Genomic DNA, 16,095 nt, shown 5'->3' on the forward strand with positions numbered 1-16,095 from the left:
GATCACACCCCGTTTACAACCTCGGCAACCCTCTCAAGCTCCTCCTCACTCAAGAGTGGGTGCACGGGTATGCTTATAACTTTCTCCGCAACGTATTCAGCGGTTGGACACAGCCCCTTCCCGTACCCGAGCTCCCTGTACAGGGGCTGGAGGTAGACGGGCTTTGGATAGTGGACTGCGTTCCCAACACCGTTCTCTGAGAGATATCTGGAGAACTCGTCCCTCGTCATGGGGAAGTCCTCCTCCACAAGCAGGACGTACTGGTGGTAAACATGCTTCGCGTACCTCTTCTCCACCGGCTTCCTCAATCCCTCGACCTTTATGTTCTTCCTGTAGAATTCTGCGTTCTCCCTTCTTCTCTCATTCATCCAGTCGAGCTTCTCAAGCTGGACAAGGCCAAGGGCTGCCTGAATGTTTGTCATCCTCATGTTGTGCCCGAGCAGAATGTGTTCGTACTTCCTGATCTCTCCGTGACTCCTGAACAGTCTGCACCTCTCCGCGATTTCATCATCGTTGCACGTGATCATCCCGCCCTCCGATGTCGTCATGTTTTTTGTAGCATAGAATGAGAAGCACCCCACTCCGAAGCTCCCAACCCTCCTTCCTCTGTATTCAGCTCCATGAGCCTGAGCGGAGTCCTCTATCAGGATCAGGTTGTGATCCTCGCAGATCTCGAGAATCGCCTTCACGTCGAAAGGGTGTCCGAAGATATGCACTCCCACGATTGCTCTCGTCTTTGGCGTGATCTTCTCCACAACATCGTCCGGGTTGATGTTGTACGTGTCCTCCTCAATGTCCGCAAACACCGGTCTTGCTCGCTGGAATAGGATGGCGTTGGACGTGGCTATGAACGTGAAGGGCGTTGTTATGACCTCATCCCCCTCACCAATGCCTGCGGCCTTTAAAGCAATGTCAAGCGCTGCTGTGCCGTTCGACACCGCTATCCCGTACTTGGAGCCACTGTAGCTCGAGAACTTCTCCTCGAACTCAGCCACTCTATCCCCCTGAACTATCATCCCAGAGCGTAGAACTTCCACCACCTTGGCTATTTCCTCCTCTCCAATAACCGGTTTTGCGATTGGGATCATTCGACCACCTCGAGCCTGAAAACGACCTTTCCGTCCCCGAGTGGTTTGCCTGGGTCCGGGCAGGAGAAGTAAATCCCGTCCCTGCCAGCAGACCTCAGCTCAGCCCCGTGGGACAGAGCGTAGGCGACGTGGGAGAGTGAGAGGAGGGCGTGTATGCAGACTGGCCTTTCCGACTCGAGGAGGAACGAGTTCAGGTAGAACCTGTCGCCGGGAGTGTATTCAGCGGCACACCTGCCCTCGACATCCACTACGCGAATTTCGACCTTCACAGATCACAGTTGGAAAGCTGGAATTTATATGTTATTCTGGATGGGCGAGTGTCTCCAGTTAATTTTTTAACTTGGTTTTTGTGATATGTTTATCTGTGCAGGCCGTAATCCTTGCAGCTGGTGAAGGGACGAGAATGCGTCCGCTAACCTACACAAAGCCCAAGGTAATGCTCCCAGTGGCGAATAAGCCAATACTCGAGCACGTCATCGAGAACCTTGCAAAGGCTGGTGTGGATGAGGTCGTGCTCGTTGTTGGCTATAAGGAGGAGACTGTGAGGGGCTATTTTGGCAGTGAGTTCAATGGTGTTAAGGTTAGATATGTGAGGCAGGGCAAGCAGCTCGGTACCGCGCATGCGCTCCTTTCAGCCGAGCACGTTCTCGATGAGAGGTTTCTGATGCTCAACGGGGATGCGATAGTGTTCTCAGAAGATCTGAGGAAAATTCTTGGAGAAAAGAGTGCGATTGCCGTGAGGGAGGTTCCAAACCCTCAGGATTTTGGGGTGGTCGAGTTAAAGGACGGGTTCGTCAGGAGGATTATCGAAAAACCCTCCAGCCCACCCTCAAACCTGATAAATGCCGGAATTTACCTGTTCACTAAGGAGATTGTGGAATACCTGAAAAGAACTCCTCTCTCCGTGAGGGGGGAGTACGAGATAACAGACTCGATAAGCATGGCCATTGCTGATGGAATGGAGTTCAAGGCTGTCAGGATAGAGGGGTGGATCGACGTGGGCTACCCATGGGATCTGCTGAAGGCCAATGAGGCGCTCCTCTCAGCCCTCGAGCCAAGGATTGACGGTGAGGTCGAGGATGGGGCGGTTATAAAGGGCAATGTCGTCATTGGAGAGGGAACGGTTGTCATGGCGGGAAGCTACATTGTTGGGCCTGCAATCATTGGCAGGAACTGCAGAATAGGGCCAAACTGCTACATAAGGCCGTTCACGTCCATAGGTGATAACTGCCACGTGGGCAATGCTGTGGAAGTGAAGAACTCGATAATCATGAGCAACACGAAAGTGCCCCATCTCAACTACGTGGGCGATTCCGTTATAGGTGAGAACTGCAACTTTGGTGCTGGAACCAAGATCGCAAACCTCAGGCTTGATGAGGGTGAGGTGGTCGTGAACGTTAAGGGTAAAGCTGTGAGGACGGGCAGGAAGAAGTTCGGGGCGGCCATAGGTGATAACGTCAAGACAGGCATAAACGCCTCGATAAATGTTGGAAGCATGATTGGGAATGACGTTTTCATAGGTCCCGGGGCTGTGGTAAGCGGCTTTGTGGAGCCGAACTCGAGGGTGTTTTAGGTGATGGGATGAAGGCTGTAATTCTCGCAGCCGGTGAGGGCCAGAGGCTGAGGCCCTTTACCGTGAGCAAGCCGAAGGTCATGATAAAGGTGGGCAACAAGCCCATCCTTCAGTACGTGGTCGAGGCTCTGAGAGATTCGGGAATAATGGACATTGTGATGGTCGTCGGATACAGAAAGGACAGGGTGATGAGCCACTTCGGTGACGGGAAGAGGTTTGGAGTGAGGGTTGAGTATGCTTTTCAGGAACAGCAGCTCGGCACCGCGCATGCTTTAAAACAGGCCGAGAACCTCGTCAGTGACGAATTCATCGTCGTCTCAGGGGACAACATAATTGATGAGGGGACTGTGAGGAGCGCGCTTGCCGAGAAGAACTCGGTGGTTTACAGGGTCGTCGACTCTCCCTCGAAGTATGGCGTCATAAAGCTCGGAAGGAACGGAAGAATAGAGGAGATCGTGGAAAAGCCGGAGGAGGAGATCAGCTACCTCGCCAACACGGGTGTGTATCACTTTGACTCGAGAATATTTGACTATCTTGCCGGTGAAAACGACCTGACAGCGGTGATAAACCGCATGATCGGCGATGGAATCGAGTTTAAGGCCGTGGAGAGCAAAGGGGTCTGGCTTGACATAGTCTATCCGTGGGACATCCCGAAGGTGAACGAGCTTGCCCTCGGCTTCAGAGGGAGGGTGATTTCCGGCAAGGTTGAGAGCGGCGTGTTCATCTCCGGAGATGTCGTCATCGGAAAGGGGTGTGTGATCAGAAGCGGAACCTACATCAGGGGGCCCGTGGTCATTGGAGAGAACTGCGAGATCGGGCCGAATGCCGTGATAGGCCCGGCAGCGTCCATAGGCAGCAACACGGTAATCGAGCCCTTCTCAGCTGTGGAGAACAGCGTGGTTGGGGACAACGTGAGAATCGGCAGCGGCAGCAGGCTGGAGAGCTCGGTCATAGACTCGGGGACGAGGATAATGCCCGGGTTTACAGCTGTGAAGGGTAAAGCGTCGGTTGAGGTTGATGGAACAGTCCAGAAAATTGAGACCGGGGCCTTTATTGGGGAAAGATGTACCATAGGTGCGAAGGTCACGGCGATGCCAGCGTGCACCGTTGGCAATGAGGTGGAGGTCAGCCCGCTGAAGGTTCTGTCCGGGGTGATTCCCGACGGCTCGAAGGTGTTGTGAATGTGCGGAATCGTTGGGTATCTGGGCTTCAGGAGGGCGGATCAGGTCATAATCTCAGCCCTGAAGAGGCTTGAATACCGCGGCTACGACTCTTGGGGAGTTGCCGTAAAGCATGGGGATGAGCTGGGACTGATAAAGAGAGTTGGGGCGATTGGCGAGGTTGAGGGCTACAGTGTGGCCGAGGGAAGCGTTGGAATAGGTCACACAAGGTGGGCCACCCACGGGAAGCCCTCAGAGCTAAACGCCCACCCCCACACGGATTGCAGGGGGAAGGTAGCAGTTGTGCACAACGGCATAATCTCAAACTTCCAGTCGCTCAGAGAAGAGCTGGAGAGCAGGGGGCATGAGTTCAGCTCTGAGACTGACACCGAAGTGATCGCCCACCTCATAGAGGAGGAGTACAGAGGGGATCTGAGGGAGGCGGTGATGAGGGCAGTTGAGAGGCTGAAGGGATCATATGCCATAGTTGCGATGCACGCTGATAGCGAGGAGCTCGTCGCTGTGAGGTACAAAAGCCCCCTCGTCATCGGTGTTGGGGATGGGGAGTGGCTCATAGCCTCGGATGTTCCTGCGGTTCTCGACTACACCAACAGGGTGATCTACCTCGAGGACGGAGATGTTGTGAAGCTGTGGAGTGACGGCCTCAGGATCTGGAACGGCGGGAAGGAGGTTGAGAGGAAAATCGTCACGATCCCCTGGAGCATTGAGGATGCCGAGAAAGGCGGGTATGAGCACTTCATGCTCAAGGAGATCCACGAGACGCCGAGAGTGATTGAGGATACCCTTTTTGAGTACCTCTCGGAGGACATCGAGATTGACGCGAGCTTCTCTGCCGGGATATCCGAGATCGTGTTCATAGCCTGCGGAACCTCGTATCATGCGAGCCTCATAGGGAAGTACCTCATAGAGAAACTCTCGGGCATTCCCGTGAGGGTTGAGTTTGCCTCGGAGTTCATCTACCACCACCCGCCCATGCACAGGGCATTGGCCATAGCCATAACCCAGTCGGGAGAGACCGCAGATACCCTCGAAGCGATGAGAATAGCCAAGAAGCTCGGGGCGAGGACGCTTGCGATAGTGAACGTTCTCGGGAGCACGGCGACAAGAATCGCTGACCACGTCCTGTACACCAGGGCAGGGCCTGAGATAAGCGTTGCCGCAACGAAATCCTTCATAGCCCAGCTCATCGTTCTCTACCTAATTGCGCTGAAGCTGTCCAGAATGCCGGGAAGTGAGGTGAGCAGGCTCGTGGAGGAGCTGAGGATAATGCCGGAGCTCGTCAGGAAGATCCTTGAGAGGGAGGATGAGATCAGGGAGATTGCCGAGAGGCTTGCTGGCTTTGAGAACATGATGTACATCGGGAGGGGCATAGGGGTGCCCATTGCGATGGAAGGGGCGTTGAAGATGAAGGAAATCTCCTACATCCACGCTGAGGCATATCCTGCTGGTGAGCTGAAGCACGGGCCATTTGCACTGCTCGGAGAGCAAACTCCCGTCGTGGCGACTCTCGTCCCCGACGACACCTACGAGATAATGCTCAACAACATAAAGGAGGTCAAGGCCAGAGACTCCATCGTTGTTGCGGTGGCGGAGGAGAACGACATGGAGGTGGAGAAGTATGTCGATCACGTCATCAGAGTGCCGAGAACAGAGCACATCTTTACAGCGATAACCCACTCAGTCGCACTCCAGTTACTCGCCTACTACGCCGCGAGAAAGAGGGGCTGCGAGATAGACAAGCCGAGGAATCTGGCGAAGAGCGTGACTGTGGAGTAATCTCTAACTTAGTCAAGGATATTGATCCACTCAAACTTTTTAAATCCTCTATCAAAGGTCGCCAGCACGTCTATCTGAAAAATCTTAACCGCTGCTGCAATCGTGCAGTCTGTGAAACTCATCTTAGATCTTTTGAAGATCTCTATGCTTCAGCGAATACGGCATCATTCACCTTGAGGATTTCTATGTTGCAGAAAGGTTGAATGATAATCTGGCTTTATAAAACGTGCTTCAAAAGAATAATCGCTCCGATAGCCGCAATTATCAGGTTAATCATTTTCTTGAGCTTTTCACTCTCCACTCTCGTGCTTATCCTCGTTCCCGCGAGAACTCCAAAGATTGATCCGAGAATGAGCGTGAGAGCTATTCCGTAATCCACGCTCCCCATCAAAGCGTAGTTGAGGAAGCTCATGGACGAGAGGAGAAGGCCGTAGAAGAGCGATATCCCGACAACTTCTGCCGGGGAAATTCTCGCGAGGTTTATGAGGGTGAAGCTGACTATGACTCCCGCTCCAACAGAGGTGAACTGGACTGTGAGGCCAACGACGAATCCGAGGATGTACAGGTAGGACATTCTCGGCCTGATCGGTGGCTTGATCTCCTTCTTAATCAGGCTTATCACAGCACTGAGCAGTAGAACGATCCCAAGCAGGAGGGTGAGGTGTGCGTTCAGAATGTTTTTATCTATGACTCTTAGCAAAAGCCCCCCAATCGCTATAGCAGGCAGGCTGCCCGCTATCAGCCTGAGGGCTATGTCGTACCTGATTCTGCCCATCTTGTGGTGAAATGCTGTGCCAAAGACTTTTGTTGCGGTAACGAACAGCAGGTCTGTTCCCACAGCCCTCAGCGGCGTCATTCCGAGAAAAATCAGTGAGGGGGTCATCAGTGCTCCTCCACCTATCCCCGTCAGGCCCACGAGAAATCCGACTATAAATCCCAGAAAAACGTAGATGCCTTCCAATGAGACCCCTCAGGGCAGGTAACCCAGCTCCCTTGCCTTCTCTATGATGGCATCCACCTCTTCTTCGGGACTCATTTTCGAGCTGTCAACTTTGATCTCGGGGTTGTCTGGCTCCTCATAGACACCATCGTAGCCCGTGAGGCCCTTTATCTCACCCTTCATGGCCTTCGCGTACAGACCCTTAGGATCTCTCTTTATCCTCACCTCGAGCGGGGCGTAAACGTACACCTCCATGAACCTTCCTATCTCCCTTCTCGCGAGCTCTCTGACTGTCCTGTATGGTGAGATCAGCGAGACTATCGCAATGACTCCGTTCCTCGACAGCAGCTTTGCCATGTGGATCACAACGCGGTTGTGCATCTCTCTCGCCTCCTTGCTGAAGCCGAGCTCAGGATACAGCGACCTTCTGATCTCATCGCCGTCCAGTATCTCCACCCTGTATCCCATGTCCGCGAGCCTTTCAGCTAAGCTTCTCGCAAGCGTCGTCTTTCCAGCTCCGCTCGGCCCGGTAAGCCAGATTGTAAACCCCCTCTCGAGATCCCTGCGCATCCAAACCACCTCTACACGACACTCCGTCCTTTCAGCTTTTGCTTGATCCCGAACAACTTGAGCACGGTAGGAGCGAAATCGTAAATTTCAGTGATCAGTTGCCTCGAGCTTTCCATTCCGGGAATGTAGATGGAAAACACCCCGTGTTCTGAGTGAACGGCGTCATCCGGCCCGGTGTCGTTCTCCTCGAGGTACGGGCTTTCATATCCGAGCGTACCAGCGGCCCTCCAGTTCAGGTTGTCGAGGTAGACCATCATGTCCGGCCTGTCTCCCTTCGCAACAGGGTAGATGTCCTCCGGATAGTAGACCTTGGTGTCCCACCTCTCTCCATCCGGCCCGCGAATTGACCTTACAAGCTCTGCGATCTCATCTCTGACCTCGTAGAATCTCTCTGCTCCAATTCTCCCCTCGGGCTCCCTACCCTCGACGTTTATGAATATCCTCGAGTAGTAGCCGCCCCAGGCCCATGCCGTCGAGTTCTTCCAGTCGACATCGAGCCTTTCAAGCTTTGAGCCAGCCTCAATTTCCTTGCTTTTCACCTTCAGCAGCCCCTCCTCTATGAGCCACTGGTTTATCGCAAAAGCCCCCTTCATCGCCTTCACTCCGTGGTCTGAAACAATCATGATGGCAGTCTCATCCATATCAAGCAGCTTCAGGGTCTTCCCAATCTCCTTGTCCAAAAGCCTGTAGTAGTCCCTGATCACGTTCTTGTATCTGCTATCCGGCTCGTGCAAATGGTGAGTTTCGTCGAAGTACTTCCAGAACGCGTGATGGACTCTATCCAGACCGATCTCAACGAACTCGAAGAAGTCCCACTCCTTGTTCTCGATCAGGTATCTGATGACCTCGAACCTTTTCTCGGTCATTTCCCACAGCTTCTCCTTGACCTCATCCCTCTCATCTTTTCTGAAAACAACGTCGAAGATGTACTCTCCAACAAGCCTCTCAATCTCTCCCTTCAGGCTCTCTGGATACGTGTAATCGCTGTTTGCATCGGGAGTTATGAAGCAGCCGATCATGCAGCCGTTGATCTTCTTCGGAGGGTAGCTTGGTGGGACTCCGATGACTATAGACTTCTTGCCATTCTCGCCCAGATGATTCCACACCGCCTTCTCTTTAACCATCAGGCTGTGGGCTATCCAGATGTTGTTGTATGTGCCCTTTTTCCTGTGTCTGAACCCGTAAAGACCGAGCTCTCCGGGAGTTTTTCCGGTATTCATCACCATCCACGCCGGGATGGTTATGGCGGGAATGCAGCTCTTCATTGGGCCGTGAAGTGACCTTTCGAGCAACTTCCTCACGTTTGGCATGTCCTCCAAGAACCTGTTGAACAGGAGTTCCGGAGGTGCGGAGTCGAGGCCGATGACAAAAACTTTCTTAACGCTATCCACCTGCCCGTTACTCAACCAAACCACCCCAGATGGTCATACACGATCTCTCTGACTACGTCCCATTTGTTCGGACTGAAAACGCACCCCACAACCTCGTCCTTTCCACCAGCGTTAACCCCAGCTGACCTGAGCTTTGAAATCAGGTTTGCCAGATCCTTTTCTCTTGAAATCTTCTTGGAGACCCTGTAATAGAGCTGAACTCTCCTGCCAAAGTCCCGGTTTATGACAAGGGCCTCATCGTAGCCCACTTCCCAGACGAGATGCCTTGCCACCCTCGAGATTATGTTGAAGTCACTCTTGAACTCGACGAACGCCCTCTTTCCTTCTGAAGAGACGCTGGAGATGACGCTTCTGAACTCCTCCTCGATCCTCTCAGACTGGCGGATCCACGGCTCGAAACTGATGAGCTCCCTCCATTCGAGCTCTCCCACAACCCTTACTGCTTTTTCAACACCCTCTCTGTTTCCGGAGATGTGGTTGGTGTCCATCAGGGTTGCAATCTTTACCGCATCCTCCTCAGACATTCCGAGCCTTTCCATGGATTTTTTGATTTCAGGTATGGATAAAGCCTCTCTGCCGACATCTCCAACCGTGCCTATGACGCTCTCGACACCCCACCAGTCAATATGCCTCGATATCACGAACGCGCATGATGGGGCCTTTTCTCCATTGATTGCGGGATTTATCTGCCTGACGAGCCTGTTCTGAATGCGGGGCTGTATGTGGTGATCGAAGAATGTGGTTTTCCTGTCTATCCTCTCCACCTCTCCCGGCACGTTCAGGTCTGCGACGAATACCGATTCTGAGCTCCCTATGGCTTTCCACACCCTCTCATCAAACCTGAACTCTCCTATTGGCGGGGAGACGTTTGTGCAGCCTTCACTTACAAGATGCTTAGCTATGAGGGATGCGGAGCATATCCCGTCGGCATCCCAGTGATGGACTATGAGCTGCATTCTTTCACTCCACAAACGGGTTTTCGAAGCCCCTTATGGCCTCGAATACCTCTCTCCTCATCATGTGCTCTGGGGGAGCTTTGCTTTCTGCTATCATCTTCCTCAGCTTCGTGCCGCTTATTCTCACCCTGAACTCCTCGTCGTGGTTGCATATCTTCGCGTTGACCATCCCACCGCACTTCCTGCAGTAGAACGCCTCTCTGATGAACATCGGGGTTATTCCGAGATCCGGAAACTCGTCGAAGATCTCCCACGCCTCGTAGGGTCCGTAGTAATCTCCAACCCCGGCATGATCCCTGCCGACTATGAAGTGCGTCGCTCCAAAGTTCTTTCTCATGATCGCATGGTGTATCGCCTCTCTCGGGCCAGCGTACCTCATCTCGTACCTCACTGTCGCAAGGACGGCAGCATCCTTCGGGTAGTAGTGCTGGAAGAGGGCCTCGTAGGCCTTTATAATCACCTCGTCCCTGAAATCCCCGCTCTTCTTCCTCCCGAGAACCGGATTGATGAAGAGCCCGTCAACGAATGTGAGCGCGGCTTTCTGCACGTATTCATGGCCAAGGTGGGGAACGTTCCTCGTCTGGAAGGCGACAATCGTCTTCCAGCCTCTCTCTCTGAACAGAACCCTTGTCTCCACTGGTCTTAACGTGTAGTCGGAGAATGGATTTTCAAGCTCGTTGAGCAGCTCAATTTCTCCGCCGACCAGATACTTTCCCATCGCGTTGACTCTGCTTACTCCCGGATGGGTAGGGTCTGTGGTCTTGAAGACCTTCTCCGCAAACTCCCTCTTGTCGAACCTGTAGATCTCTTCCACGTGCATCCTCGCAACCGGAATGTTGCGATGGTACAGCAGAACCGCATCGCCCTCTCCGAAATCTGGCTTCGAAACGTCCAAGACGATGGGAATTGTCCATGGCGTATCGTCACTGAGTCGCATGTGGTGCAGAACTGAGGTGTAGTCTTCATCGGTTAAAAATCCGGTGAGGGGTGAGTAGATTCCGTGGGCTATGTTCTCCACATCGATGGCCTCACCATGCTCCACATAGATTCTCGGATACTCGTTCTGCTCGCTCAGTATTCGTTCTCTGGTTTTGTCTGAAGCAACTCTCCTTACAATTCTGCCCCCGTGGGGCTTGGATACCATCTCAACCCCTCAGTCCAAGTACCCGAGGGCCCTGAGCCTCTCCTTGACCTTCTCCTCCTCTTCCTTGCTGAAGACCTCCTCCTTCTCCTCCTCTTCGAGGCTCGCCAGAACCTCTCTCAGGACGTAGGTCACGTAGTCAGAGACAGACGTGAATCCCGTTCCTTCAATTCTTGCCTTGATCTTGTCGTAGAGGGGCTTTGGAATTGAAACGGTCGTGTACTTCTTCTCCTCCGTCATGGTCATCACCTCTTAATTAAGTTTAATTAAATTTAATTAAGATACATTAAAAAACTTTCGATTGGCTGCATAACGACCATAGCAACAGGGTCTTTAACTCCTCCCTCATCATATCAACAAAATTTTTGAACTCCAGCGTGAATTTATGCCGATGCCGAAGTTCAGGCCAACACTTATGACCCTGCTTGCATTCATGTTCATTGCATCAATTCTGTCATCTGTCCTCATCCTCTCCCAGCTCCACATAAGCGTGGTGAATGACTTTTTTGAAGACAAAACGAAAAGCACCCTTGAATCGAGAGTTCTTGCCATAGAAGATATGCTGAACCGTGAAATAAACTCACAAAAGGCCTTCTTCATGGCTGTGAAGCAGCACCCGCAGATAATCGATCTCTTCAGGAAGTTTGGCGAGCTTAAGGAGAGGGATGGCATATCTCCTCCCTACCCGATGGTCATAAGGGACTGGGATGCTTACAGGGCCGTCATCTCCTACTTCGCCGAGGTCTCGTCCTATGAACCCTCTCTCGAGATGCTGAGGACGTTCTGGAAGGACGGGAACGTGGTTGCCGGAGTTGTTTACGGCAGCGAGGACATAATGGACTACAAGGGTGACAAGGAGTGGTTCAGGCTCGTGATCTCTGGAAACGCGAGCGGCAGCGTTTACGTGTCGCCCATAAACATAGCGAGGCACACCAACACGCCCGCGATAAGGTATGTGTCTCCTGTGGTCGTTGACGGCAGGATCGTTGGTCTGGTTATCGCCAACTACAACTTCAAGAAGACGTTCTCGCTGATCAAGGACATCTACTGGGAGGAGGGGGAGCACATACTGATAATAGATCCCTCCTACGAGAACGCTGAGGGAGAGGTGCTCGGCCCCAGGTTTATAGTGAACACGTACGACCCGAGAACCGAGTTCAACGAGAGCTGCCCAGTCTGCCCGCTGGTGGACATCAAGGAGTTTCCGGGGCAGAACGGCTTCGTCAAGTTCAGATACGGCGGTGAGAAAACACTATACGGGTACTACAGGTGGACGACCCTCGAGAACGGGAGAGAGTACCTGATCATCTGCGCGGTAACTCCCGAAACTTTCGCAGCGGTGACCAACGACATAAAGAAGACGGCGGTCATCGGGGCCACAGCCATCGGGGCGGTTTTCGTGCTTGCATCGATTTTCATGTCGAGATTCCTCCTGAACCCGATCGAGGACATAATAATGAAGGCGAGGGTCATCGCAAGCGGAGCATACTACTCGAAGGTCAGCGTGCACAGAGGGTACAGGGAGGCGGAGGTGCTTTCGAGGGCGATAAAGGAAATGCAGGAGAGCCTGCTGTCCTACCTGAGGAAAATAGAGGAGTTCGGTGAGGGACTGAAGCTCGTTAACTCCGTCATCAGGCACGACACGATAAACCACCTGACCGCGGCGATGAACTACCTTGACTTCTACAGGGAGACGGGAGACGAGGATTATCTTGAAAAGCTCAGGGTGTCTCTGAGGAGGGTTTCGGAGACGCTCAGGGTGTCGAAGGTTCTCGAGGCAGTTATGGAGACTGGGGAGAGGAAGAGAGTCAGGGTGGCAAACCTCGTCTCGAAGGTTGCCGAGAGGTACCCCGAGGTCAACGTGGTGGTGGAGGGTGACTGCGAGATTCTCGCCGATGACGGGATGGAGGTGGTCTTCGACAACCTGATTCAGAATGCGATCAAGCACGGAAAGGCAAAGAACCTCTTCGTGAAGATAGTGGATGACAGGGAGTGGTGCACCATCACCGTCTCAGACGACGGGGTCGGGATACCCGATGAGCTGAAGGGTCAGATTTTCGAAAAGGGCTTCAGCACCTCCGGCACGGGACTCGGGCTGTTCATAACAAAGCTGATTCTCAGCAGGTATGATGGAGAGATAAGGGTTGAGGACAACGAGCCGAAGGGTGCGAGGTTCGTGATAAAAATAAGGAAGTTCTGATCACTCACTTGCAAGGTAGTCGTACAGGAAGGCCGCAGCCACCGCCCCGACAATCGGGCCTATGACGTATATCGGGAAGAACTGCCAGAGGTTTATGCCGTACATCGAGTCTATGACGTAGGGCCCGAACGTTCTCGCGGGGTTGAGCGAGGAGCCGGTTATGTTTCCGATGGTTATGATTATCCCGCCGACAGTCAGACCTATCACAAGGCCGGCAAACCCCGGTGGGGCGCGCTCATCAACGGCGATGCCCATAATCACCAGCATCAGGACGAAGGTTCCTATTGCCTCTGCCAGAATCGCCTGCCCGTAGCTTATGCCCGGGAATGGTGCTGTCGCTCCCATGCCCCCAACGAGCGCCGCGTCACTGCCAACGCAGGCCAGGAATAGCCCGCTGCCAACAGTCGCGCCTATAAGCTGTGCGACTATGTATGGGCCGACATCTGACGTTGGAAACCTCTTCGTCGCCCACAGAGCTATGGTTACGGCAGGGTTTATGTGGGCACCGCTGACCCTCCCGAGAGAGTAGATGACCGCCGCTATAATCAAAGCGAACGCCATTCCGATGCCGAGCCAGTCCCCTATGCCCCCAAGGGCTCCTATGCCTATGTTGAACTCGTTTGGCCTCGCTGCGTTTCTTGCGATCATCAGGGTTATCACTGCCGAGCCTGCGCCGAAGAAGACGAGCAGTGCCGTGCCAACAAGCTCAGCAACAAACCTCTTCGCGAGCGTCATCTTCAGCCCTCCTCGTATGCCTCATTGCATATGACGCAGAGAATCCTCGGAACCGGCTTCTTCAGCTTCCTCGCCGGAAACGGGTAGTCCCCCCTCCAGAGCTCCACGTCCTTCCTGACCAGATGCTCCATGCACACGCCCATCCCGCACACTATGCAGATCGCGACCGCCTCGGTGTCCCTACCCTGCTCTGCGCAGATGTAGCACTTCATGGTCTACCACCACGAAAAAAGAGAAGAGAATTAGACAGCCTCTCTCCACTGGCAGTGCGCGTGCCTCGTGTCTATGAGCGCAGCAGTAGCACAGTCCTTGCACCTTCTCGCCGGAGAGTTGGGCGTGTCCTTGTGCAGGGCAATGACGTTGGTCATCATTGTAGCAGTAACGGGCTCGCTCGTCAGCAGGCACGGGTAGTCTGCGAGCCTCATCAGCGCCGAGAACCTCACGCTTATAGCACATCCCGGATACGCGTAGCGCTGCGGGTTCATGAGAACCTCGTTCTTGTGCACAGGGCTCAGGTCGACCTCAAACTCTCCAACCTTCACCTTCAGCTCCTCAGAGCTTCCGTTTCTCGCCCTTGTTGCTTTATCCAGCAGTTTCCATCCCCTGTATATCATGTCCATGAAGTCGTGGTTGTGCAGCTCGACAGCCGCATCTCTCGCAGGATAAAGCTGCACGTAGTTGTGGAAGCGCTTTGTGAGCAGATCCACTATCATCGGCGCCGTGAATCCGTCGAGCTCGAGTATGTACTCCGTCGCAACAGCTGTTGAGCCGGTCGCCACCCACAGCGGGTGGAACTCGTTCTCGAACTTGTCGAGGTTTGCCCTAAGCGTGCTCTCCATTACCTGACTCACGCTCTCTATGACCGCCATCACCACATCGTCCTTGCACATGTTGAACGTTGACTGGGCGATGTGATGGGCTATATCTCCAACGCAGTACGCCGGAACTGTGAGGATGTTGCCGTAGTGCACACCGTCGTCAATTGCCTCCTTCACTGCAGGAGTCATCCTCTTCTTGTACTCGCTCATGTACTTCCTCACGTCAAAGCTCTCGTGTCCGAGGCTCTCCATGAGCTGGGCCTGAGCTTCGGTGGGCTGGTCGTATATGAACTTGAGCATCTCGATCTCCTTCTTAACAGCCTCGCTCACAGTCGCGCCCTTCTCAAGCTCCTTGGCGAAGACATCCCCAATCCCGTAGGACGTGTTCATGGCCCACGACTTGGCTGCGAGAATCGCCTCCTTATGCTCCTTCGGAATGTCTACCGTCTTGAGAATCTGGTTCACAACATTGCTCGTGCTTCCCGGAATCAGGGCGAAGTCCACGACACAGGTGGGGCCGTAGAATCCCCCGTACCTCCTCACGACTTCCTTGCCAATTATGGCCTCGCCCTTCTCAATTGCCTCTATAAACTTCTCCACACTCTTCCTGAACCCCTCATCCTCCTCGTACAGGATCTCCATTACTGCCGGGGTCTGGTAGTGCTCCACAAACGGGTCGTCCTCAGGCCTAACAGTCTTCGTCAGGCTCCTGAGGATCTCGTAGTGGGCGTTGACGCTGTCCACGTGAAGCCTTATCACGGCCTTGCTCTGCTCGCCAACGGCTTTCATCTTGTTCACAACATCTACATAGGGCTTCACGTCGTCAATTACGAACTCTCCACCCCTCTTCTCCTTAATCACGTTCACATCGGCCCACTGGGCCGCGATGGCCTCTTCGACCATCTTCTCAATAACTTCTCTCATACAATCACCAAACTATTATAATTTTTAATCGTAGATATAGCATTTGGTGGACAGGTTTATATTCGAAACGCGGAAATGTCCACCCTCATGAATAAATATGATGGGGTGGACATATACACATGTACATTGCAAAGATTCGCGTTAACCAGCACACCTGCTCCCTCGCCAAGGCAACGGAGAACGGGCAGGTTTCAATGGAACTGCTGGAATACATCCTCATGAATGACGAGGAGGCGCTTTTCTTGGGGAGAATTTCGAGGATGGAGGGCAACCCGAGGGAGTGCTTCGACATAATCGAGAATCACGAGAGCACGAAGTTCTTCCAGATTCTCGAGAAGACCAAAACGAGCCTCGACTTTCTCGCGGTGATCAGGGACACCACGGGAATCAAGGCGTTCGAGGAGTCTTACTGCTTCATAAAGCCGCCGATTATAGTGGAGAACGGAAACAAGCTCTACACTGTTTACGCCCCAGAAATAAGCCTGCTCAGAAGGGCCTATGAGAAGCTGAAGAGGGTGGGCAACTGGGAGGTAATCGAGGTGAAGAGCATAGACAGCAAGGGTGTCAGGCTTACAGAGAGGCAGTACGCGATCCTGAAAACGGCCTACGAGATGGGCTACTTCGACAGGAGGAGGAAGGTGAAGCTTGAGGACATCGCGAGCGTCATGAACCTCTCGAAGAGTGCGGTGCACAAGCACCTTCAGGAGGGGATATGCCGGCTTGTGGCAAAGTACTTCAGGAGCGAGGAGTTCGGAGAGGGAGAGTAACTGTTAAAAGCTGCCCGCGTCAACTCTCACTTCCA

16 protein-coding genes are annotated in these 16,095 nt (G+C 53.4%); 5 read left to right on the forward strand and 11 right to left on the reverse strand.

The window, feature by feature from the left end; all coding sequences use genetic code 11:
• Window positions 1–2: 2 nt before the first annotated feature.
• Both GAH_RS07280 and GAH_RS07285 read right to left on the reverse strand, forming a co-directional pair.
• A complete protein-coding gene (locus GAH_RS07280) occupies window positions 3–1,088 on the reverse strand; it encodes a DegT/DnrJ/EryC1/StrS family aminotransferase (protein ID WP_048095767.1) in 1,086 nt (361 codons plus the stop codon).
• The gene (locus tag GAH_RS07285) at window positions 1,085–1,357 is read right to left on the reverse strand and encodes a TIGR04076 family protein (RefSeq protein WP_048095768.1); all 273 of its coding nucleotides are present in this window, start codon (window positions 1,355–1,357) and stop codon (window positions 1,085–1,087) included. Before GAH_RS07285 ends, GAH_RS07280 begins: the two co-directional genes overlap by 4 nt.
• A 95-nt stretch (window positions 1,358–1,452) precedes the next feature.
• On the opposite strand from GAH_RS07285, the gene glmU (GAH_RS07290) reads away from it, so the two are divergent.
• Genes glmU (GAH_RS07290) through glmS form a run of 3 tightly spaced genes read left to right on the forward strand, consistent with a single transcriptional unit; the run spans window position 1,453 to window position 5,618 of the window.
• On the forward strand, window positions 1,453–2,661 hold the full coding sequence (glmU, locus tag GAH_RS07290) for a bifunctional sugar-1-phosphate nucleotidylyltransferase/acetyltransferase (RefSeq protein ID WP_048095770.1): 1,209 nt from the start codon (window positions 1,453–1,455) through the stop codon (window positions 2,659–2,661).
• A gap of 8 nt (window positions 2,662–2,669) precedes the next feature.
• Window positions 2,670–3,842, forward strand: coding sequence for a bifunctional sugar-1-phosphate nucleotidylyltransferase/acetyltransferase (gene glmU, locus GAH_RS07295; RefSeq protein ID WP_048095771.1), 1,173 nt, complete (start codon window positions 2,670–2,672; stop codon window positions 3,840–3,842).
• Window positions 3,843–5,618 (forward strand): glutamine--fructose-6-phosphate transaminase (isomerizing), encoded by a 1,776-nt coding sequence (glmS, locus tag GAH_RS07300; RefSeq protein ID WP_048095772.1) that lies wholly within the window; start codon window positions 3,843–3,845, stop codon window positions 5,616–5,618. It begins immediately after the preceding gene.
• A 217-nt stretch (window positions 5,619–5,835) separates the two neighbouring features.
• Here glmS and GAH_RS07305 read toward each other — a convergent pair whose 3' ends face one another.
• Genes GAH_RS07305 through GAH_RS07330 form a run of 6 tightly spaced genes read right to left on the reverse strand, consistent with a single transcriptional unit; the run spans window position 5,836 to window position 10,856 of the window.
• Window positions 5,836–6,579, reverse strand: coding sequence for a sulfite exporter TauE/SafE family protein (locus GAH_RS07305; protein ID WP_048095774.1), 744 nt, complete (start codon window positions 6,577–6,579; stop codon window positions 5,836–5,838).
• A gap of 9 nt (window positions 6,580–6,588) precedes the next feature.
• Window positions 6,589–7,128, reverse strand: a complete 540-nt coding sequence (gene cysC, locus GAH_RS07310; protein WP_048095775.1) for an adenylyl-sulfate kinase — start codon at window positions 7,126–7,128, stop codon at window positions 6,589–6,591.
• 11 nt (window positions 7,129–7,139) lie between these two features.
• A complete protein-coding gene (locus GAH_RS07315; RefSeq protein WP_156967424.1) occupies window positions 7,140–8,534 on the reverse strand; it encodes an alkaline phosphatase family protein in 1,395 nt (464 codons plus the stop codon).
• Window positions 8,531–9,475, reverse strand: a complete 945-nt coding sequence (locus tag GAH_RS07320) for a single-stranded-DNA-specific exonuclease RecJ family protein (RefSeq protein WP_048095780.1) — start codon at window positions 9,473–9,475, stop codon at window positions 8,531–8,533. The genes GAH_RS07315 and GAH_RS07320 overlap by 4 nt, the downstream gene beginning before the upstream one ends.
• A 4-nt stretch (window positions 9,476–9,479) precedes the next feature.
• Window positions 9,480–10,619 (reverse strand): sulfate adenylyltransferase, encoded by a 1,140-nt coding sequence (sat, locus tag GAH_RS07325; protein ID WP_048095784.1) that lies wholly within the window; start codon window positions 10,617–10,619, stop codon window positions 9,480–9,482.
• A 9-nt stretch (window positions 10,620–10,628) separates the two neighbouring features.
• Window positions 10,629–10,856, reverse strand: a complete 228-nt coding sequence (locus tag GAH_RS07330) for a ribbon-helix-helix domain-containing protein (protein ID WP_048095787.1) — start codon at window positions 10,854–10,856, stop codon at window positions 10,629–10,631.
• A gap of 151 nt (window positions 10,857–11,007) precedes the next feature.
• Between GAH_RS07330 and GAH_RS10425 the strand changes: the two genes are divergently transcribed.
• Window positions 11,008–12,816 (forward strand): HAMP domain-containing sensor histidine kinase, encoded by a 1,809-nt coding sequence (locus tag GAH_RS10425; protein WP_052747809.1) that lies wholly within the window; start codon window positions 11,008–11,010, stop codon window positions 12,814–12,816.
• Here GAH_RS10425 and GAH_RS07340 read toward each other — a convergent pair whose 3' ends face one another.
• The 3 genes from GAH_RS07340 to GAH_RS07350 are packed head-to-tail and all read right to left on the reverse strand — an operon-like array spanning window position 12,817 to window position 15,293.
• Entirely contained in the window at window positions 12,817–13,551 is a 735-nt protein-coding gene (locus tag GAH_RS07340) for an MIP/aquaporin family protein (RefSeq protein WP_048095789.1), read from the reverse strand.
• A gap of 2 nt (window positions 13,552–13,553) precedes the next feature.
• The gene (locus tag GAH_RS07345; RefSeq protein WP_048095792.1) at window positions 13,554–13,763 is read right to left on the reverse strand and encodes a DUF2180 family protein; all 210 of its coding nucleotides are present in this window, start codon (window positions 13,761–13,763) and stop codon (window positions 13,554–13,556) included.
• 30 nt (window positions 13,764–13,793) lie between these two features.
• On the reverse strand, window positions 13,794–15,293 hold the full coding sequence (locus tag GAH_RS07350) for a DUF2193 domain-containing protein (RefSeq protein ID WP_048095794.1): 1,500 nt from the start codon (window positions 15,291–15,293) through the stop codon (window positions 13,794–13,796).
• Window positions 15,294–15,412: 119 nt separating this feature from the next.
• On the opposite strand from GAH_RS07350, the gene GAH_RS07355 reads away from it, so the two are divergent.
• Window positions 15,413–16,060, forward strand: coding sequence for a helix-turn-helix domain-containing protein (locus GAH_RS07355; protein WP_048095800.1), 648 nt, complete (start codon window positions 15,413–15,415; stop codon window positions 16,058–16,060).
• Window positions 16,061–16,095: the final 35 nt, after the last annotated feature.

It is taken from the genome of Geoglobus ahangari, assembly GCF_001006045.1.
In the GTDB taxonomy this organism is placed as follows: domain Archaea; phylum Halobacteriota; class Archaeoglobi; order Archaeoglobales; family Archaeoglobaceae; genus Geoglobus; species Geoglobus ahangari.